This is a genomic window from Streptomyces sp. NPDC016677 (genome assembly GCF_055562815.1).
The window spans coordinates 339,192-358,008 of the sequence record NZ_JBVHEO010000006.1 but is presented as its reverse complement, the minus strand read 5'-3'; the positions used below and the strand labels follow the sequence as shown (position 1 = coordinate 358,008).

At 71.1% G+C, this 18,817-nt stretch carries 23 protein-coding genes; 7 read left to right on the top strand and 16 right to left on the bottom strand.

Annotation, left to right across the window (positions count from 1 at the left end; genetic code table 11):
• The first annotated feature begins 17 nt into the window (after window positions 1–17).
• Window positions 18–1,379 (top strand): MFS transporter, encoded by a 1,362-nt coding sequence (locus ACZ3IG_RS19985; protein ID WP_467433613.1) that lies wholly within the window; start codon window positions 18–20, stop codon window positions 1,377–1,379.
• A gap of 4 nt (window positions 1,380–1,383) precedes the next feature.
• Here ACZ3IG_RS19985 and ACZ3IG_RS19980 read toward each other — a convergent pair whose 3' ends face one another.
• Window positions 1,384–1,971: a Uma2 family endonuclease gene (locus ACZ3IG_RS19980; RefSeq protein ID WP_467433611.1), complete on the bottom strand. Its 588-nt coding sequence runs from the start codon at window positions 1,969–1,971 to the stop codon at window positions 1,384–1,386.
• Between the two features lie 94 nt (window positions 1,972–2,065).
• On the opposite strand from ACZ3IG_RS19980, the gene thpR reads away from it, so the two are divergent.
• Window positions 2,066–2,638, top strand: a complete 573-nt coding sequence (thpR, locus tag ACZ3IG_RS19975) for an RNA 2',3'-cyclic phosphodiesterase (RefSeq protein ID WP_467433609.1) — start codon at window positions 2,066–2,068, stop codon at window positions 2,636–2,638.
• Window positions 2,639–2,769: 131 nt separating this feature from the next.
• Here thpR and ACZ3IG_RS19970 read toward each other — a convergent pair whose 3' ends face one another.
• Window positions 2,770–3,762 carry an aldo/keto reductase gene (locus tag ACZ3IG_RS19970; protein ID WP_467433607.1) on the bottom strand — a complete coding sequence of 331 codons (993 nt, stop codon included), beginning with the start codon at window positions 3,760–3,762 and terminating at the stop codon, window positions 2,770–2,772.
• Between the two features lie 123 nt (window positions 3,763–3,885).
• On the bottom strand, window positions 3,886–4,560 hold the full coding sequence (locus ACZ3IG_RS19965) for an SGNH/GDSL hydrolase family protein (protein ID WP_467433605.1): 675 nt from the start codon (window positions 4,558–4,560) through the stop codon (window positions 3,886–3,888).
• An 88-nt stretch (window positions 4,561–4,648) separates the two neighbouring features.
• On the opposite strand from ACZ3IG_RS19965, the gene ACZ3IG_RS19960 reads away from it, so the two are divergent.
• Window positions 4,649–5,629, top strand: a complete 981-nt coding sequence (locus ACZ3IG_RS19960; protein WP_467433603.1) for a WD40 repeat domain-containing protein — start codon at window positions 4,649–4,651, stop codon at window positions 5,627–5,629.
• Here ACZ3IG_RS19960 and ACZ3IG_RS19955 read toward each other — a convergent pair.
• Window positions 5,624–6,094, bottom strand: coding sequence for a hypothetical protein (locus ACZ3IG_RS19955; RefSeq protein WP_467433601.1), 471 nt, complete (start codon window positions 6,092–6,094; stop codon window positions 5,624–5,626). The two genes, ACZ3IG_RS19960 and ACZ3IG_RS19955, sit on opposite strands and share 6 nt — an antisense overlap.
• 18 nt (window positions 6,095–6,112) lie before the next feature.
• Complete coding sequence (locus tag ACZ3IG_RS19950) at window positions 6,113–6,337, bottom strand: DUF397 domain-containing protein (RefSeq protein WP_467433600.1); 225 nt, start codon at window positions 6,335–6,337, stop codon at window positions 6,113–6,115.
• A 197-nt stretch (window positions 6,338–6,534) separates the two neighbouring features.
• On the opposite strand from ACZ3IG_RS19950, the gene ACZ3IG_RS19945 reads away from it, so the two are divergent.
• Together ACZ3IG_RS19945 and ACZ3IG_RS19940 are read left to right on the top strand one after the other, a co-directional pair.
• Window positions 6,535–7,290: a DUF6879 family protein gene (locus tag ACZ3IG_RS19945; RefSeq protein ID WP_467433597.1), complete on the top strand. Its 756-nt coding sequence runs from the start codon at window positions 6,535–6,537 to the stop codon at window positions 7,288–7,290.
• A 19-nt stretch (window positions 7,291–7,309) separates the two neighbouring features.
• A complete protein-coding gene (locus ACZ3IG_RS19940) occupies window positions 7,310–8,158 on the top strand; it encodes a helix-turn-helix domain-containing protein (protein WP_467433596.1) in 849 nt (282 codons plus the stop codon).
• Window positions 8,159–8,168: 10 nt separating this feature from the next.
• Here the strand turns inward: ACZ3IG_RS19940 and ACZ3IG_RS19935 are convergent, their stop codons facing one another.
• The 3 genes from ACZ3IG_RS19935 to ACZ3IG_RS19925 form a co-directional block, all read right to left on the bottom strand.
• Window positions 8,169–8,603, bottom strand: coding sequence for a VOC family protein (locus ACZ3IG_RS19935; RefSeq protein ID WP_467433595.1), 435 nt, complete (start codon window positions 8,601–8,603; stop codon window positions 8,169–8,171).
• Window positions 8,604–8,670: 67 nt separating this feature from the next.
• Window positions 8,671–9,615: an aldo/keto reductase gene (locus ACZ3IG_RS19930; RefSeq protein ID WP_467433593.1), complete on the bottom strand. Its 945-nt coding sequence runs from the start codon at window positions 9,613–9,615 to the stop codon at window positions 8,671–8,673.
• Between the two features lie 77 nt (window positions 9,616–9,692).
• Window positions 9,693–10,001, bottom strand: a complete 309-nt coding sequence (locus ACZ3IG_RS19925) for an ATP-binding protein (protein WP_467433721.1) — start codon at window positions 9,999–10,001, stop codon at window positions 9,693–9,695.
• On the opposite strand from ACZ3IG_RS19925, the gene ACZ3IG_RS19920 reads away from it, so the two are divergent.
• Both ACZ3IG_RS19920 and ACZ3IG_RS19915 read left to right on the top strand, forming a co-directional pair.
• A complete protein-coding gene (locus ACZ3IG_RS19920; RefSeq protein ID WP_467433592.1) occupies window positions 9,978–10,427 on the top strand; it encodes a DUF5753 domain-containing protein in 450 nt (149 codons plus the stop codon). The genes ACZ3IG_RS19925 and ACZ3IG_RS19920 overlap by 24 nt on opposite strands.
• Window positions 10,424–10,603 carry a DUF397 domain-containing protein gene (locus tag ACZ3IG_RS19915; protein WP_467433591.1) on the top strand — a complete coding sequence of 60 codons (180 nt, stop codon included), beginning with the start codon at window positions 10,424–10,426 and terminating at the stop codon, window positions 10,601–10,603. The genes ACZ3IG_RS19920 and ACZ3IG_RS19915 overlap by 4 nt, the downstream gene beginning before the upstream one ends.
• A 6-nt stretch (window positions 10,604–10,609) precedes the next feature.
• On the opposite strand, the gene ACZ3IG_RS19910 is transcribed toward ACZ3IG_RS19915, so the two are convergent.
• The 8 genes from ACZ3IG_RS19910 to ACZ3IG_RS19875 form a co-directional block, all read right to left on the bottom strand.
• A complete protein-coding gene (locus tag ACZ3IG_RS19910; RefSeq protein ID WP_467433590.1) occupies window positions 10,610–11,236 on the bottom strand; it encodes a hypothetical protein in 627 nt (208 codons plus the stop codon).
• The gene (locus ACZ3IG_RS19905) at window positions 11,233–12,657 is read right to left on the bottom strand and encodes an AAA family ATPase (protein WP_467433588.1); all 1,425 of its coding nucleotides are present in this window, start codon (window positions 12,655–12,657) and stop codon (window positions 11,233–11,235) included. Before ACZ3IG_RS19905 ends, ACZ3IG_RS19910 begins: the two co-directional genes overlap by 4 nt.
• A gap of 132 nt (window positions 12,658–12,789) precedes the next feature.
• A complete protein-coding gene (gene serC, locus ACZ3IG_RS19900; protein WP_467433587.1) occupies window positions 12,790–13,908 on the bottom strand; it encodes a phosphoserine transaminase in 1,119 nt (372 codons plus the stop codon).
• A gap of 60 nt (window positions 13,909–13,968) precedes the next feature.
• Window positions 13,969–15,186 (bottom strand): cytochrome P450, encoded by a 1,218-nt coding sequence (locus ACZ3IG_RS19895; protein WP_467433586.1) that lies wholly within the window; start codon window positions 15,184–15,186, stop codon window positions 13,969–13,971.
• Window positions 15,183–15,821 carry a GTP-binding protein gene (locus ACZ3IG_RS19890; protein WP_467433585.1) on the bottom strand — a complete coding sequence of 213 codons (639 nt, stop codon included), beginning with the start codon at window positions 15,819–15,821 and terminating at the stop codon, window positions 15,183–15,185. Before ACZ3IG_RS19890 ends, ACZ3IG_RS19895 begins: the two co-directional genes overlap by 4 nt.
• Window positions 15,802–16,161, bottom strand: coding sequence for a DUF742 domain-containing protein (locus ACZ3IG_RS19885; protein WP_215166801.1), 360 nt, complete (start codon window positions 16,159–16,161; stop codon window positions 15,802–15,804). Before ACZ3IG_RS19885 ends, ACZ3IG_RS19890 begins: the two co-directional genes overlap by 20 nt.
• A complete protein-coding gene (locus ACZ3IG_RS19880) occupies window positions 16,158–16,565 on the bottom strand; it encodes a roadblock/LC7 domain-containing protein (RefSeq protein WP_403537439.1) in 408 nt (135 codons plus the stop codon). Before ACZ3IG_RS19880 ends, ACZ3IG_RS19885 begins: the two co-directional genes overlap by 4 nt.
• 28 nt (window positions 16,566–16,593) lie before the next feature.
• On the bottom strand, window positions 16,594–18,669 hold the full coding sequence (locus tag ACZ3IG_RS19875) for a sensor histidine kinase (RefSeq protein ID WP_467433582.1): 2,076 nt from the start codon (window positions 18,667–18,669) through the stop codon (window positions 16,594–16,596).
• Window positions 18,670–18,817: the final 148 nt, after the last annotated feature.

Sequence of the window (18,817 nt, the reverse complement as noted above, 5' to 3'; positions counted from 1 at the left end):
CGAGGAGGCGAACCCTTTTGAGTACGGGACCCGGAGCACACTCCGCCCCCGCACCTGACCCCCACGACGACCCGCCCACCCCCGACACCGACCGCAAGACCTCGATGTTCGCCTCCCTGAAGGTCAGGAACTACCGCCTGTTCTTCATGGGCCAGGTCGTCTCCAACATAGGCACCTGGATGCAGCGCATCGCCCAGGACTGGCTGGTGCTGAGCCTCACCGGCTCCTCCGCCGCCGTCGGCATCACCACCGCCCTCCAGTTCCTGCCGATGCTCCTGTTCGGCCTCTACGGCGGTGTCCTGGTCGACCGCCTGCGCAAGCGCCCCACGCTGCTGGTCACCCAGTCGGCCATGGCCCTGACCGCGCTGGCCCTCGCCGCCCTCACCCTGACCGGGCACGTCCAGGTCTGGCACGTCTACGTCGCCGCCTTCGTCATGGGCCTGGCGACCGTGGTCGACAACCCGGCCCGGCAGTCCTTCGTCTCCGAGCTGGTCGGCCGCGACCAGCTGCAGAACGCGGTCAGCCTGAACTCGGCCAACTTCCAGTCCGCCCGCCTGGTCGGCCCCGCCGTCGCGGGCCTGCTGATCACCGGGGTCGGCACCGGCTGGGCGTTCTTCCTCAACGGCGTCTCGTTCGTCGCCCCGCTCACCGGGCTGCTGCTGATGCGGGCCCGCGAGCTGCACACCGTCGAGCGCACCCCGCGCGGCAAGGGCCAGCTGCGGGAGGGCCTGCACTATGTCGCCGGGCGCCCGGACCTGCTGTGGACCATCGTCCTGGTCGGCTTCATCGGCACCTTCGGCTTCAACTTCCCGGTCTTCCTCTCCGCCTTCGCCGACGACGTCTTCCACTCCGGGGCGGGCACCTACAGCCTCTTCAACACCCTGATGGCGGTCGGCTCGGTGGCCGGCGCCCTGCTCGCCGCCCGGCGCGGCACGGCCCGGCTGCGGCTGCTGATCGCGGCGGCGATGGGCTTCGGCGCGCTGGAGATCGTGGCCGCCACGGCCCCGGAGCTGTGGCTGTTCGCGCTGCTCATGGTTCCGATAGGCCTGTTCAGCATGACGGTGAACGTCACCGCCAACACCAGCATCCAGATGTCCACCGACCCGGCGATGCGGGGCCGGGTGATGTCCCTGTACATGATGGTGTTCCTGGGCGGATCGCCGGTCGGGGCGCCGATCGTCGGCTGGGTCACGGACACCTACGGCGCGCGCGCCGGCCTCGCGGCCGGCGGCACGGTGGCCTTCCTGGCGGCGGCGGTGACCGGCGTGATCCTGGGCCGCCTGGGCAACCTGCGCCTCTCGGTGGGCTGGCACCACGGCCATCCGCAGGTGCGGTTCGTGCCACGCGGCGGCAGGGAGGAGCTGGCACCGGCGGCGTGACGCGTCAGTCCCGGGGGAAGTCGCCGGTCCTCATGACCAGACCGACGGCGGTGTCGGTGAGGTCGACGTCCTCCCCGAACCCGTAGCTGATACGCGCGTGGTACGTGCCGTCCTTGGGCATGGTGTGCAGGTGCCACTCGCCGGTGTACGGGTCGACGATCAGGTAGACCGGTACGCCGGCGGTGGCGTAGGTGTCTTTTTTGGGGCCGTAGTCGTTGGCGGCCGTCTTCCTGGAGATGACTTCGGCGACGAACTCGACGTCCTCGGGACGCCAGTGCCCCTTGTCGTCCTTCTCCGCCCCCTCCGCGAGGGCCACCACGTCGGAGGCGAACCCGTTGAGATACCCCGGGTAGTCCATGCGGACGTCGGACTTGACGCGCTTGCGCGGGTACTTGGCGCGCAGTTGGTCATAGATGTCCGCGATGATGTCCCAGTGGGTGTCCCGCTGCGGCGTCATGAAGATGTGACCCCCGACGATCTCGGTCTTGTAACCCTCGGGGACGGGCAACTTCTCAAGCCACTCGAACATGACGTCCAACGTCAGCTCGGCGCTCTCCTCGGCCATCTCGATCCTGTCTGCGAGGACGGTCATCGTGGCGCTCCTCCCCGGCCGCCGCTCGACAGGGGCAGCCGCGCAGTACAACGATACGCACGGTGACCAGGACACGCCGGGCAGACTGTGACCCATGAGACTCTTCGCCGCCGTGCTGCCGCCCGAGGACGCCGTCCGGGAGCTGGCCGCCGAGGCGGACCGGCTGCGGCGGCTGCCCGGCGCCGAGCGGCTGCGCTGGACCGGCCGCCCCGGCTGGCACTTCACGCTCGCCTTCTACGGGGAGGTCGACGACACCCTCGTACCGGAGCTGTCGGAGCGGCTGGCGCGGGCCGCCCGCCGCACGCGGCCGTTCGCGCTGGCCCTGCGCGGCGGCGGGCAGTTCGGGCGGGGCCGGGCCCTGTGGGCCGGGGCGGAGGGCGAGCTGAGCACCCTGCGGCTGCTGGCGGACCGCGCCGAGGCGGCGGGCCGCAAGGCGGGCGTGGAGATGGGGGAGCACCGCCGGTACACCCCGCACCTCACCGTGGCCCGCGGCCGGGACGCCTACGACGTACGCCCGTACCTGGAGGTCCTCGACGGCTTCGCCGGCCGTACCTGGCAGGTCACCGAGCTGGCCCTGGTCCGCAGCAACCTGCCCGTCTCCGGGGCGCCGGGCGAACGGCCCCGGTACGAGGCCCTCGCGCGTCTGCCGCTCGGCCGCGCCGGTTAGGCTCGTTCCCGTGGACCCGAAAACCCGGAACCGGATCATGGCCGGTGTGCTTGTGCTGATGCTCGTGGTGGTCGCGGTGGCGGCGGCGCTCGGCAACTAGCGCGCGCCCGTGCGCCGCCGTCGCCGTCGTCCTACCAGGCGAAGGCCTCCGGGGAGGGCCCGGGACCGGGGAAGATCTCGTCCAGCCCGGCCAGCAGCTCCCCGGACAGCTCCAGCTCGACGGCGCGCAGCGCGGACGCCAGCTGGCCGGCGGTGCGCGGGCCGACGATCGGGCCGGTCACGCCGGGCCGGGTGAGCAGCCAGGCCAGCGCGGTCTCGCCGGGTTCCAGCCCGTGCTTGTCGAGCAGGTCCTCGTACGCCTGGACACGGGCGCGGGCCGCGGGGTCGGCGAGGGTGTCGGCGGCCCGGCCGCTCGCCCGGCGTCCGCCCGTGGCCTCCTTCTTCAGGACGCCGCCCAGCAGACCGCCGTGCAGCGGCGACCAGGGGATGACGCCGAGCCCGTACTCCTGGGCGGCCGGGATGACCTCCATCTCGGCGCGGCGCTCGGCGAGGTTGTACAGGCACTGCTCGCTGACCAGACCGATGGTGCCGCCGCGGCGGGCGGCCAGTTCGTTGGCCTGGGCGATCTTGTAGCCGGGGAAGTTGGAGGAGCCGGCGTAGAGGATCTTGCCCTGCTGGACCAGGACGTCGACGGCCTGCCAGATCTCCTCGAACGGGGTGTTCCGGTCGACGTGGTGGAACTGGTACAGGTCGATGCGGTCGGTCTTGAGCCGCTTGAGACTGGCGTCGACGGCCCGCCGGATGTTCACGGCGGACAGCTTGTCGTGGTTGGGCCACACCTCGCCGTCGGCGCCCATGTTGCCGTACACCTTGGTGGCGAGGACGGTGCGGTCGCGCCGGTCGCCGCCCTGGGCGAACCAGTTGCCGATGATCTCCTCGGTGCGGCCCTTGTTCTCGCCCCAGCCGTAGACGTTGGCGGTGTCGAAGAAGTTGATGCCCGCGTCCAGCGCGGCGTCCATGATGGCGTGGCTGTCGGCCTCGTCGGTCTGCGGACCGAAGTTCATGGTGCCGAGAACGAGGCGGCTGACCTTGAGGCCGGTGCGTCCGAGCTGCGTGTACTTCATGGTCCCCAAGCCAACGGCTTGGAGTGCGCTCCAGGCAAGCGGGGGCGCGCGGTCAGTCGCGTTCCCGGGGGAAACCGCCGGTCGGGACCTCGGCGGTGGCCGGGGCACGGGCCCGGACACGGCTCACCCGGCGTACGGCCCGCCCAGCCCCCACCCCTGGTGCAGCGCCTCCGCGAACGCCCCGGCGATCTTGCGTTCGCCGCTCTCGCCGGGGTGGGTCCCGTCGTACGTGTCGCTGTCGATGTCGTACGCCGGCGGGACCGACGCCAGCAGCAGGGGGGAGCCGGGTTCGTCGAGGTCGGCGGCGGTCTTGGCGAGCAGGTCGTTGAAGAGGGCGACCTCGGCGCCGAAGGCGGGGTCCTGCCGGGCCCGTATGTTGGGGATGACCGGCAGGAGGACCATGCGGAGGCGGGGGCGGGCGGCCCGTGCCTCGGTCACGAACCGGCGGACGTTCTCCGTGGTCTGCCCGGCGTCGGTGTAGAAGCCGAGGTCGATCAGGCCGAGGGCGACGAGGAGCACGTCCGCGCGGTGCGCCCGGACCGCGTCCCCGATCAGCGGGGCCATGTGCAGCCAGCCCTCGCCCCAGCCGGCCAGGTGGGCCCGGGGGAAGCCGGGGTCGGCGTAGGCGAGGGAGACCGGCGCGTCGGCGGCCTGGTCGTAGAGCGTCTCGCGCGGGCCGACGAAGGTGAACGGACCGTCGTACTCCGCGCTCAGGTGCTGCCACAGCCGGTAGCGCCAGGTGTGGTCGCCCGCGCTCCCGATGGTCTGGGAGTCGCCGACCGGCATGAACCTGAGCATCCGTACATCATGGACGATCGCCGGACCCCTGACGACGTGAGTCCGGCCACCGTCACGAACGCCCGTCCGGGATGGCAGGCTTGGGCCCATGCGCCGATCCCTCGCCCTCCTCGCCGCGACCCTCCTCACGGGCGCGTGCGCCGTGCCCGCCTTCGCCGTCGACGGGGACGAGGGGTTCACCATCACGGACCCCCGGATCACCGAGTCCAGCGGCCTGGCCGCCTCCCGCCTCCACCCCGGCGTCTACTGGACCCACAACGACCAGGACACCGGCCCGTACCTCTACGCGGTGGACGGCTCCACCGGCAAGACGGTCGCCCGCGTCTCCCTCTCCGGCATCGGCACGCCCCGCGACGTCGAGGCGGTCTCCATCGGCCCGGACAACCGGATCTACGTCGGCGACATCGGCGACAACCTCGGCGGCACCTGGCCGCACGTGTGGATCTACGAGCTGCCCGAGCCGACGGAACTGAAGGACCAGACGGTCGAGGCGAAGCAGTACGTCGTCCAGTACGACGACGGCGCGCGGGACGCCGAGTCGATGGTGGTCCACCCGAAGACCGGCCGCGTCTACATCATCGACAAGAACGAGGACGGCGGGCACCTGTACGAGGGCCCGGCACAGCTGTCCACGTCCGGCACGAACGTCTTCACCCGCTCCGCGGCCGTCGACCTGTGGGCCACGGACGCGGCGTTCTCGCCGGACGGCGAGCAGCTCACGGTGCGCGGATATATGGGCGGGCTGTACTACGACTGGAACGACGGGAAGATCAAGCGCGAGGGCCGCATCAGCGTGCCGCTCGGCCAGGGCGAGTCCGTCACCTACACGGTCGACGGCAAGAAGCTGCTGCTCGGCATGGAGGGCGCGGGCAGCGCGGTGAAGGCGCAGGACGCGCCGGGGGGCGGGGGTGCCGGGTCGTCATCGGCGGAGGGGAGTTCGACGGCCTCCGCATCGGACGGGGGCGACGGGGCGGAGGACGGCAAGACGCTGAAGATCGGCGGGGCGGTCGGGCTGCTGGCGGTGCTGGCGCTGGTCTTCGGGGGGCGGCGGCTGTTCCGGCGGTCATGACGGCAGGGGACAGCACAGCTCCGGGCGGGTGCGGTGCGGGGAGCAGGTGATGAGGGTGAGGGAGAGGTAGGCGGGACGTTCGAGGTAGAAGCCGAGCGTCACGTCGCCGCCGGCGGTGAGGCGTTCGGTGGCGGCGGTGACGTGGGCGGTCAGGCGGTCGGGCGAGCGGTACGCCTCGGTGGCGAACCGGGGCGCGTACTCGGTGAGACGGTCGTGCAGCCAGGCTGCTGCGGCCTTGGCCTCGTTCCAGGTGCCGTGGATCAGGGCGGGCGGTTTGAGCAGCCAGTACGCCGGTTCCAGCGGTGGCAGGTCGGAGGTGGGGAACGCCGTGGCCACTTCGCGGTAGCGCTGGATCAGTTCGGGGCGGCTGTCGGGTGGGGGCGGGTCGGGACGCGGTGGGCGGCGGAGGGCTTCTTGGTCGAAGCGGGACTTGGGGCCGGTCCAGAGGTAGGCGTGGTGGTGCACCGGGGTGAGGAGTGAGTGTCAGAGGGGCAGGCCGAAGCGGGTGGGGTCGACGCCGGCGACGGCCAACTCCTCCGTGGTGAACCGCAGGGGCGGAAGGTCGGGGCGCTTGCTGTCTCCGAGGGCCCAGGCGTCCACGCCGATGCGGGCGAGAGTGAGACAGCCTTCACTGCACGGGCCGCCGCATGCCTGGACGAAGGTGGCGGAGGTGATGTCGAGGGCGTAGAGGTCGGGGGTGCGGGGCATGGGAGTGCCTTCCGTCTGGCCCTGGTAGGGGCGGGGGCTGGTCGTCTGGCGATGACCGTAGGAGGGAAGGGCGTGGCACCAGGCCGAATATTCTCGACTATTCTCACGTGGTCACTCTGAATGCATGGACTTTCACTCAGAGTTCCCAGGATGCTGGGCGCGCACGGAATTCGTCGACACCCAGGGGGTGGTTGCGCGTGGCGCGCAGGTTGCGGTTCAACGGGACGGGGAGCGACGGTGACGGGTGTCCGGCCGTACATGAGGACCTGGACAGCGGAGAGGTGATCGTGCAGGGAGCTCCCCTGACCGATGCGGAGGACGTGGCGCAGCTCCAGTGCCTCTCAGAAGGTGAAGTCGCGGTGGTGGTGCCGCGTGAGCTGCTGGTGGACTGGACGCCGAAAGAGCGGACGCGGCAGGTGAGGACGATCGGACTGGAGGAGTTCGGTGGTCTCTTCCGTAAGTTCGAGCACACCGCCTGGCGCCTGGAGACGCGCCGGCGTTACGCGAGCGACGAGGCCGGTGACCGCTGGGAGCGGTTCATCGAGACCGGGTCCGTTGTCGAGGACTGGCCCGCCGACGCGCCGGTGAGGTCTTTTCGCGACACGATCCGCGAGCAGACCGGGCTGGGCAAACGAGTCGAGCGAGTTCGTATCGTGGACGAACCGCCGACCACCGGGCAGCGTTACCTCCTCGACGGCGCCAGGTGGAACATCGCCTCTGGCGAAGACATCCGCAACATGCGGCGTGTCGACGCCGACCGGCTCCGGCTGCCTGCCGAGGACTTCTGGCTGTTCGACAGCCGTCTCATCGCGCTTCTGCGTTTCGATGACGACGATCAGCTCACCCACGTCGACCTGGTCACGGAGCCCGCCGAGGTGGTGCGGTGCTCGATGATCAGGGATGCTGCTTGGCATTACGCCGTGCCGTGGGAGGAGTTCACGGCCGGAATGTAGGCGACAGAGCGGGTAACCGGTGAGCACGGACTATCAGAGAGCGCGTGAGGAACTCGGACGCAGACTGCGTGAGTTGCGCACCGAGCGCCCTGATGGACGGCTCACCGGTGTCCAGCTCGCCCAGCGGCTGGGGTGGCGACAGTCGAAAGTCAGCAAGCTGGAGAACGGCCGACAGACTCCTACGGTCGACGACCTGCGGGCATGGGCAGAGGCCGTGGGCCAGCCAGCCGTCTTTCCGGAACTGCAGGCGAGGCTGAAGGGCTTCGAGAGCCACATCCGTTCCTGGCGCCGTCAGCTCACGGCCGGACACGCCCCTGTCCAGGAAACCTGGAACGCCCTCGTGTCCAACACCACTACCGTGCACGCGCTGAGCAACGCCGCCGTCAACGGCATGCTGCAGACAGCCGACTACGCCCGATGTCTCTTCGAGCGGCATGCCACGCTCCGCAAGACACCGAGAGACACGGAGGACGCGGTGCGGGCCCGCATGAAGCGGCAGGAGTGGCTGTACCGGCCGGGCAGAAGGTTGAACCTGCTCATGCCCGAGAGCGTCCTGTGGGGACGGATCTGTCCACCGGAAGTGCTGGCCGCCCAACTCGACCGGCTGAGCGGCGTGGTGGGCATGGACACCGTGAACCTGGGAATCCTGCCCTTGGACGGCACGCTTCCGCTGGCGATGGGGAACTCGTTCAATGTGCTGGACGAGCGTATGGTCGTCGTCGAGGACTGGCACGCCGAGCTCTGGCTCGACGACGCGGACACGATCGCTCTGTACCGGCGGGTCTGGGACACCTTCGCCGAGTCGGCCGTCTTCGGGGCCGATGCTCAGCAGGTGATCGCCCGGGTGCGCCGGAGTATCAAGGTCTGAGGCGTGCCCCTCAGTCGAGGCAGAACTCGTTGCCCTCGACGTCCTGCATCACCAGGCACGACTCGTTGAACTCGTCGGCGCGCAGCAGGCGGACGCGGGTCGCGCCGAGGGCGGTGAGGCGGGTGCACTCGGCCTCCAGGGCGGCGAGGCGCTCCTCGCCCACGAGGCCGGTGCCGACGCGTACGTCGAGGTGGACGCGGTTCTTGACGACCTTGCCCTCGGGGACGCGCTGGAAGAACAGGCGCGGGCCCACGCCTTCGGGGTCCACGCAGGCGAACGCCGAGCCCTGGCGCTCGGGCGGCAGCGAGCGGTCGAAGGCGTCCCAGCTGTCGAAGCCCGGCGGGGGCGGCGGGACGACGTACCCCAGCACCTCGCACCAGAAGCGGGCGACGCGCTCGGGGTCGGCGCAGTCGAAGGTGACCTGGATCTGCTTGATCGACGTCATCGGGTCACCATAGCGAGGGAGTGGGCCGCTGCCGCGGGCGCCCTGTCCGCCGACCGCCCCCGGGGCGTTACGCCGACGCCTCCGTCAGCATCGCCGTCTCCGCCTCCGTCAGGGTGACCTCGGCGAGCGCCAGCAGCGCCGGGAGCTGCTCCACCGTCCGCGCGGAGGCGGTCGGCGCGATGACGGTCGGGCGGGAGGTGAGCCAGGCGAGGGCGACCGTGGCGACCTCCACCCCGCGCGCGCCGGCGATCTCGTCGAGCACCTTCAGCACCCGTGCGCCCCGTTCGGCGTCCACGAGCTGGGCCACGCGCCGCGCGCGCAGTGAGTCCACCGTCGCCCCCGGCCGGTACTTCCCCGTCAGGAAGCCCGACGCGAGCGCGAAGTACGGCACCGCGGAGAGGCCCGCTTCCTCGGCGACGTCCTGGAGGGCGCCCTCGTAGGTGTCCCGGGAGACCAGGCTGTAGTGCGGCTGGAGGGCGACGTAGCGGGCCAGGCCCTCGCGCTCGGAGAACTCCAGCGAGGCGCGCAGCCGTTCGGCCGAGATGTTGGAGGCCGCGATGTGCCGTACCTTGCCCGCCTTCACCAGCCCGTCCAGCGTGCCGATGATCTCCTCGACGGGCACGTCGGGGTCGTCGTAGTGCGTGTAGTACAGGTCGATGTAGTCGGTCTGGAGCCGCCGCAGCGAGGCGTCGGCCGCCGCCTTGATGTTGTCGGCGGACAGCCCCGGATATGCGGGGTGGCGGCCGACCTTGGTCGCGAGGACCACGTCGGAGCGGTTGCCGCGCGCCGTGAACCACTTGCCGAGGACGGTCTCGGACTCGCCGCCCTTCATGCCGGGGGCGAACGCGGAGTAGCCGTCGGCGCTGTCGACGAAGTTGCCGCCGGCGGTCAGGTAGGCGTCCAGCACGGCGAAGGACGTGGGTTCGTCGGCGGTCCAGCCGAAGACGTTGCCGCCGAGGCAGAGCGGGGCGACCTTGAGGTTGGTTGAGCCCAGGGGGCGAAGAGACATCATTTAACAACGTTAAGGGGATGGCCTCCTCGATTGTCACGCCGACGGGTCGATCCGGCCAATATCTGGCTGATACTCGATCAATATGCCGTCGCGCCCGGTTCGGCCGAGTCGCCGCGCTGTCGCGGAGCAGGCGGAACACGGGTTTCCCGCCTTGCCCGTACGTACTTCGTGTACCGCTCCTGCCGGCATCCCCAGGAGTCGGCCAGTGCCGCCACGAGGGCGAGTCCGCGTCCGCCCTCCTCGTCCGGAGTGGGGGTGTGGAGGCGGGGGAGCCGGTCGAGGTCGGGGTCGGAGACCTCCAGGAGCAACTCCGTTCCGTCGAGGGCGAGTATCACCCGGACCTGAGGGTGGGAGGCGCGGCAGTGGGTGACGGCGTTGGTGACCAGTTCGTTGGCCAGCAGGGTTACGAGTTCGGTCTGTTCGTCGCGGAGGGCGGGGCCTCGTACACGGCCATCCTCTGGGAAGCGGTTGTCGCGCAGCCGTTGGTGAGCGCCGACATCCACCGGGAGCAGCTGACCGCGATCCTTGACGTGGCGCGGCGCAAGAACGTCACCGTTCAGGTCCTTCCGTTCAGCGCTGGCACCCTGGCCGGTTATTCACCGGCTTTCTACTCCTTCAGCTTCGACGAGGAACCCACGGTCCAAGCGGTCGCCATGGACAATCTGCGGGGCACATCGGTCCTGGAGGGGCCGGAAGACCTCGCCGCTTATGCCAATGCCTATGACCTACTACGATCGTCAGCGTTGGCACCGGACGCGAGCGCGAAGCTGATCCGGGGCGTTCTGCGGAACTTGAGGGAAGACACGTCGTGACCGAAGTCATAAGTCCGTTCCGGAAGTCCTCCTACTCGAACCAGGAGAACGCCTGCGTTGAAGTAGCCGACACGGCCGACCTCGGCCGGGCTGTCCGCGACAGCAAGCAGCAGGACGGACCGCTGATCACGATGTCCCGGAAGAGCTGGGGCGCGTTCCTGCGCCAGTTTGCCTGACGCGTCTCAAAAGCCGTTCAGCGCGACGGTCAGGTCGGACACGAACGTTCGCCAGGACGGGATCTCACCGACCGGGCCGTCGCGGTCCAGCAGGCCGAGGAGCCGGTGCCGGTTGCGAGGGAAGCGCTGGTGCAGTTCGGACAGGCGCCGGCCCTTGCAGCCGCTGGCTTTCGCGAGCGTTTCCTTGAGGCGTTGCTTGGGGTCGGAGATCCGCTCCACGGCCCCCGGTTTCGGCAGATCCAGTGGCACGCGGCCACGCGGATTGCCGGCCACCTCTCGGATGGCCTGCTCGTCGAGAAGCAGCCACGCCTCAAGCATGCGTACGGGGACGACCGGGACGTGGGCCAGCCCGGGCCACTCCGCGCGGACGGCCTCCGCGATCTCTGTCCTGCGGACCTCCGGCGGGCCGTTGTCCGCGTCGCGCTGGATGACCGCCAGATCGTAGTGGCCGTCGAGGTCCCTGGTGGTGCGGAGCTTGTCGGCGACGGAGTGCCCTGCGGGCAGCCGCAGCCAGCGCAGGTCAGGCGCGCTCACTGTGACCGGCACGCCCTGGTCGGCCGCGATGCCCTCCACATGGGCCACCAGTCCCTGGTCGCTGCTGCCCTCGCTCAGGAACAGCACCCGCACCGTCATGCCGCACGTCCATCCAGCTCCAGGGTGAGCTGCGCGTCCGGCGGAGCCTCCAGGTAAGGGAGGATGTCCAGCTTGGTGACGTAGTCGCCGGCCGCCTCCGACGCCCGCCAGGTCCCGGCCAAGGGGCGCAGCCGCAGGCGCCGGGTCACCTGGCCGTCGGCCGTCCGATGGGCGGAGGTGTCTGCGAACAGCAGGTCCTGGGCGTCGACGAGTTGGACGACACCAGGTGAGTGGGTGTTGATGAGAACCTGACGGAAAGGGTTCTCGTCGCCCGGAGTTTCCTGCGGGTCGACCGCTAGGTCCCGTACGAGCTCCACCATCGCTGAGAGGTTCGCGGGATGAATGCCGTTCTCCGGTTCCTCCATGCACACCAGACCTCGGATCTCAGGGTCCTCCAGCAGGACGCACAGGGCCAGGAACCGCAACGTTCCCTCGGACAGGCTCCGGGCGGGCAGCACCATCCCGCTGATTTCGTGCAGCCGGATGGTGAGCAGTTCCCGTACGTCGTCCTCCTGCACGTCGAGCGTGCGTACCTGAAGGCCGGACAGATCCGACAGACGGCCGGCCACCTGTGAGTAGAGTCGGGCGGGGTCCTCGGGTGATGTGCGCAGCGCGATGCGGAACAGGGTGCCGGGCAGGTGCAGTCCGTCAGGCCCCATCGACCGGGGCCCGGTGTAGGCGTCCGAGCTGCGCAGCGCGGACGGTTCGAGGGCGAGTCGGCGCCAGGACTGCATCTCGCGGCGGACGGCCAGGATGGTCGGGTCGTCGCTCGTGTTGACCGTCGACACGACGGTGGCACGGGCCCGGGAGGCGGCGGCCGGCCGGGGCTGGCCCCGGCTTCCGCCGTCCTGGTGGATGCGGATCACCGACTCGGCGCCCTCCACCGTGGTCGAGATGTACGAGACGCCCGAACGCCGGCCGGTGACCACCGCGTCTCGGAACCGCGCCTTGGAGTGCGGGAAACGCAGACGTGACCGCGCGTCCCCCTGTTTGATGTGCCGCAGACTCTCGTGCACCAGGGACAGCCGACCGATCTTCTCGGCGCCCTTGGGGGGCTCGTAGCCGAGTTCGAGTTCGTAGCGCAGGAACGATGTCGTCGGCCGGGCAGGGCGGCCGAAGTCGTCCTCGACCTCTTGCGGCGGTACCAGCATCTCCGCCGCGAACCGCATGCGGTGCGTGCCGTCGTCGTACCCGTTCCAGAACAGGTCCCGGGCGTCGCCGTGCCGTTCACCGTGAGTGCCCCGGACCTCCTGGGCCGCCTCCATCAGCGGCCGGTCGGCGAGCAGGCTCAGGAACTGGATGGCGTCGAAGACGTTCGACTTGCCCGTGCCGTTCTCGCCCGCGATGCAGGTGAACGGGCCCAGCTCGACCGTCAGGTCCAGGAGGTTCTTGAACCCGTCGACCTCTAGCCGTGTGAGCATCCGTCCTCCCGGGCGATGCGGCCGGTCGGTCCCTGCACCGGCCGGAACAGTGTCTTCAGCAGCATAGGTGCCGAAAGGGCGCCCGGCGTGCTGCTCTGCCGGGCGCCCTTTCGAGCGGTGTACGCCGAGCAGTCAGAGCTTCTCGATGACGTAGTCGACGCACTTCGTCAGGGCCTCGACGTCCGCCGGGTCGATCGCCGGGAACATCGCGACGCGCAGCTGGTTGCGGCCCAGCTTGCGGTACGGCTCCGTGTCGACGATGCCGTTGGCGCGCAGGGCCTTGGCGACGGCCGCCGCGTCGATGTCGTCGGAGAAGTCGATCGTGCCGATGACCTGGGAGCGCTGGGCCGGGTCCGAGACGAACGGGGTCGCGTACTTCGACTCGTCGGCCCAGGAGTAGAGGCGGGTCGAGGAGTCCTTCGTACGGGACGTGGACCAGGCCAGGCCGCCCTGGCCGTTCAGCCACTCCACCTGCTCGTTCAGCAGGAACAGGGTGGCCAGGGCCGGGGTGTTGTACGTCTGGTTCTTGCGGGAGTTGTCGATGGCCGTGGGGAGGCTGAAGAACTCCGGGATGTGGCGGCCGGACGCGTGGACGCGCTCGGCGCGTTCGATCGCGGCCGGGGAGAAGACGCCGATCCACAGGCCGCCGTCGGAGGCGAAGGACTTCTGCGGGGCGAAGTAGTAGACGTCGGTCTCCGCGATGTCCACCGGGAGGCCGCCGGCGCCGGAGGTGGCGTCGACCAGCACGAGGGAGCCGGCGTCGGCGCCGGGGACGCGCTGGATGGGCATGGCCACGCCGGTCGACGTCTCGTTGTGGGTGTACGCGTAGACGTCGACGCCGGACTCGGCCCGGGGGGACGGGTGCGTACCGGGGTCGGAGGAGACGACCGTCGGGTCCGCCAGCCACGGGGCCAGCTTGGCCGCCTTGGCGAACTTGGAGCTGAACTCGCCGAAGGTCAGGTGCTGCGACTTGTTCTCGATCAGGCCGTGGGTCGCGATGTCCCAGAACGCGGTGGAGCCGCCGTTGCCGAGGACGACCTCGTAGCCCTCGGGGAGGCCGAACAGGTCGCCGATGCCCTCGCGGACCTTGCCGACCAGGTTCTTCACCGGGGCCTGGCGGTGGGAGGTGCCCATGAGGGAGGTGCCGGTGGCGGCGAGGGCGTGCAGCGCCTCTGTCCGCACCTTGGAGGGACCCGCGCCGAAACGTCCGTCCGCGGGCTTGATGTCAGAAGGAATCCGGATCTCAGCCACGTGGCCGAGGGTATCCGGTGCGGGAAACCTGGGCGAAACGTCGTCCGTCGGGTGAGACGGTCACCCGAGGGCGCCTCCCAGCGGGGGCGTCGGGGCGAACTTCACCGGGAGGTCCGTCAGTCCGCGCAGCCACGGGGACTCGCGGCGGCGCAGGGACGAGGCCGGGACCGTCAGGTCGATGTCGGGGAGCCGGTCCAGGACCACCTCGATGCCGGTGCGGGCGATCACCTCGGAGATCTCCTGTGCCGGGAACGGGCAGCGGTGCTCCCCGTGGCTGAAGGAGAAGTGCGCGTTGTTGCCGCCGGTCAGGGACGCCGCGTCGGTACGGACCTGGGGGTCGGAGTTGGCCCCCTGGAGGCCGAGGATCAGCAGGTCACCGGCGTTGATACGGCGTCCGCCCAGGTGGGTGTCGCGGGCGGCGTAGCGGCCCGGCATGTTCTGGGTGGGGGTCTGCTCCCACAGCACCTCGTTCATCGCTTCCGAGACGCTGCTGCGTCCGCCGAACATGGAGGCGGCGAAGCGGTGGTCGGTCAGCATCAGGTGCAGCGAGGTGCCGATCCAGTCGGCGGTGGGCTGGTGGCCCGCCGACATCAGGATCATCAGGTCCTGGACGATCTCCTCGTCGGTGAAGTCCGACCGGCCGGCGATCATGCGGGAGACCACGTCGTCGGCGGGGTCCGCCAGGCGTTCGGCGACCAGGGCCCGGCAGGAGTCGTGCAGGTGCTTCTGGCCCGCCAGCGCCCGGTCGCCCGCGTTGATCATGTCGGTCATCGACGTGACCAGGGCCAGGCCCTCGTGGTCCGACCAGCCGTAGAGGTGCGCCAGGACGCGGACCGGGAGCAGCATGGCGTACTCGTTGATCAGGTCGGCGGTGCCGCGGGTGCAGAAGGCGTCGATCAGCTCGTCCGCGAAGCGCTCGGAGTCGGCGCGCAGGACCGCCGGGTCCACGCCGTCCAGCGCGTCGCTCAGCATGGCCGAGCGGCGGCGGTGGCGTTCGCCGACCGTGTAGAGGATGGAGGGCTGGCCGCGGTTGATGACCGGGCGCAGCGGCCAGTCGTCGGGGACGTTGTCCCACTGGTTCCACAGCTCGGAGTCCCGGCTGAACAGGTCCGGGTCGCCGGTGACCTGGTGCAGCTCGCGGTAGCCGATCACCAGCCAGGCGGGGATGCCGCCGTCCAGGACCACCGGGGCCACGGGACCGTGCTTGCGCCGCATCGCCCGGTACAGCTCGGCCGGTTCCTCGTGGGATCCGGGTCCGCGAAGGGGGAGGGGGCTCACACCAGCTCCTGTGTGGGTCGTGCGGGTTGTGCGGGGGCGGTGGCGGCGGTCTTGGCGTAGCGGGCGTAGACGTGTTCCACCAGGGTGATCAGGATTTCCTTGGCCGACTCGCGGGAGCGCGCGTCGCAGCGCAGCAGCGGGACGTGCGGGTCCAGGTCCAGGGCCTCGCGGATCTGGGCCGGGGCGAAGTCGGGGCCGCCGAAGTCGTTCAGGGCGACGACGAACGGCGTGCCGCTGCGCTCCAGGCGGTCGATGGCGTACCAGGAGTCGTCGATGCGCCGGGTGTCGACCAGGACGACGGCGCCCAGCGTGCCGTAGAAGAGGCGGTCCCAGAGGAACCAGAAACGTTCCTGCCCCGGGGCGCCGAACAAGTACAGGACGTTGCGCGCGTCGAGCGTGATGCGGCCGAAGTCGAAGGCGACCGTGGTGGTCGTCTTGCCGTGCACCCCGGTCAGGTCGTCGACGGAGGCGCCGGCCTGCGTCATCGTCTCCTCGGTGTTGAGGGGCCGGATCTCGCTGACCGAGCGGACCAGGGTCGTCTTGCCGACACCGAAGCCGCCCACGATCACGATCTTGAGGCCGTTGTCGGCGGCGGCGCCGAGCGGCGCGCTCGCTCTAGAGGTTGCGGAGTCCAACGAGCACCTGCTCCAGGATTTCGGGATCGGGTAGGGCTTCCTGACGGGGGTGGCGGGCGCTGACGCGTCCGGTGTCCAGGAGGTCGGTCAGCAGGATCTTGGTGATGCCGACGGGCAGCCGCAGTTCGGCGGCGATCTCCACGACCGCCGTCGGACGCTCGGTCATCCGCAGGATCGCGGCGTGCTCCGACTGCATACCGGGGACCGGGTCGCACTCGGCGACGACGAGCGTGACCAGGTCGAACGGGTTGTCCGAGCCCGTACGGCTGCGCCCGCCGGTGAGGGTGTAGAGGCGGTCGGGAGCGTCGTCCCGGCCGGGCCTGCCGCCGGGCTGCGTCATGACGTGCGGGGCCGGGCGGTCAGGTGCTCGCCGAGTTGCTCGACGAGTTCGCTCATGTTGTGGCCGACGAGCCCGGCGTCCGCGTCCTCGGCGGTGACCACGGCCAAGTGGGCGCCCTCGCCGGCCTCGACGATGAACAGCACCCCGCCGTAGAACTCGGCCATCGCCGACCGGACGCCGCCGGTGCCGTCGCCGAACTCCACGGACGCGCCGTGCGACAGGGACTGGATGCCGGCCGCGATCGCGGCGAGCTGGTCGGCCTGGTCCGCGGTCAGCTCCGGGGTGCGGCACAGTTTGAGGCCGTCCCGGGAGAGCACGAGGGCGTGCCGCGTGCCGGGGGTGCGCTGGAGCAGGCCCTCAATCAGCCACGTGAGCTTGTCGTCGGCGGTCGTCGTGCCGGTCATGAGCGTGGTGTCGCCTTCCGGGTGGGAATTACGGGTGGGAAGGGGTGCCGGGGGCCGCCGTGTCCTCCGGGGCGTCGGGGGTGTCGGCGGGGTCGGCGGGTGGGGTGGTCGAGGTGGCCGGGGCCGCAGGGGCGGCCGGGGCCGGGGTGCCGCGTACGGCCTGGCGGAAGCTGCTGAAGCGGGCTACGCGGGCCATCGACTCCTCGCGGGTCGGAGGGGCGGGCGGCGTGGCGGAGTGCTGCGCCGCGTGCGCGCGTTCGGCTTCGGCGAGGGTGCGTCCGCGGCGGCGGCGGGGGAGTCCGTGCGGGAGCGTGGACTCTTCCGGGGCCGGTGCGGAGGAGAGGGCGGGGGACGAGAAGAGGGCGGCGGAGTCGGAGTGCGCCGGGCGCTCCGTGGTGTCCCGGTGGTCCCTGGCGCTTTGGTGGTCCCCGGCGCCTTGGTGGTTCCTGGCGTCCTCGTGGTTCCTGGCGTCCTTGTGGTTCCTGGCGTCCTCGTGGTCCCTGGCGTCCTTGTGGTCCCTGGCGTCCGGGCCGGTCGTACCGTCGGTGGCCGTGGTGTGCCGCCTCCCGGCGTCCTGGCCGGGGCGGGCCGCCGGGGAGGAACCGTGGCGCTGCGGGAGCCGGGGGGCCGCGGACGCGGTGCCGGCCGTGCCGGTCGCGTCAGCCGTCTCGGCCGTCTCGGCGCCGTCGGCCGGAGCCGTCCGGGCGGACGGGGCCGCCGAACCCTGCCGCGGGAGGGCCGCTGTCGCCGCTCCCGCCCCGGTGCCGCCCGCGGCGGGAGCGGGCAGGGCGCCCGTCGCACCGTCCGCCGGGACCAGCAGGTCCTGCGGGATCAGCATCAGCACGCCCGTGCCGCCCCGGGCCGACGGACGGAACGACACCTTCAGGCCGTACCGCTGGGCCAGCCGCCCCACCACGGTGAGTCCCAGCCGGGTGCCGGTCAGGCCGCCCAGCCCGGCGGTCTTGCCGGACACTGCGCGTTCGGCGCGGCGCAGCTGGACGTCGCCCATGACGAGACCGCTGTCCTCGACGGACACGATGGCGCCGGCCGGGACCTCCTCGACGTAGACGTGGACCTCCGCCGTCGGCGGGGAGAAGTTGGCGGCGTTGTCCAGGATCTCGGCCAGCGCGTGCATCACGCCCTCGGCGGCGTGTCCGGCGACCGCGGTCTCGCTGGTGGAGTGGACGCGGACCCGCTGGTAGCCGCTGATCCGGCCCATCGCGCCGCGCAGGATGGACTCCATGCCGATCGGCCGGGCCCAGCGGCGCCCCGAGCGGGCCCCCGCGAGGACGGCGACGGAGTCGGCGAGCCGTCCGGCCTGGGCGGTGCGGTGGTCGAGCTGGAGGAGGTCGGCGAGTACGTCCTCGTCGGCGTGGCGTTCCTCCATCGCGCGCAGGTCGGCGAGGGTGGCGGTGGCCAGCGCCTGGAGGCGTCCGGCGACGTTGGCGGTGGCCGAGACCGCGGCGGTGCGGCGGGCCTCGGACTCGCGGAGCTTCTTGGTGAGCCGGGCGATCTCCCCGGTCAGCCGGGCCCGTTCCGCGGTGTGCTCCTCGACGAGCCGGTCCCGGTCCGCCTCGTACTCCCCGGTGAGCCGGGCGCGTTCGGCGGCGTGCTCCTCGGTGAGCCGGGCGTGTTCGGCGGCGTGCTCCTCGGTGAGCCGGGCGTGTTCGGCGGCGTGCTCCTCGGTGAGGCGGGTGCGCTCCTGGGCCAGTTCCGCCGTCGCGCGGGCGCGTTCCTGGGCCAGTTCGGCCGTCAGCCGGGTGCGCTCCCGGTCCAGTTCGCCGCTGAGCCGGGCGCGTTCCTGGCGGCCCTCCTCGGCGGTCCGGACGCGCTCCTGGAGCAGCCGCCCCATCTCCTGGTTGACGGACTCCAGCCGGCGGCGGGCCGCTCGGGCCGCCCGGACGCCGTACACGGCCACGGTGACCGCCACGCTCAGCAGCAGGCCGGCCCCGCCGCCGCCCAGCGCGAGCGGGACCCGCGCGCTCTCGGGGGCGGCGACGACCGCCGCGGTCACCGCGAGCCCGGCCGCCACCGCGGTGACCAGGAAGGCGGGCAGGAGACTGGATATGGCGGGGCGTTCGCCGGGAGACGGGGGGGAGGTCATCAGTCGGTTCCTCGGTCGGGTCCGCGGGCGTTCACCGGGCGGGGCGGCGGCCTGCGGGATGGTTCCTCAGGTGGTGTCGTCGGGGGCGTTCCGTGGGGGAAGTGAGGGGGTTTCGTGGTCTGTTTTCGGCAGTCTTCTCCGGTGCCGG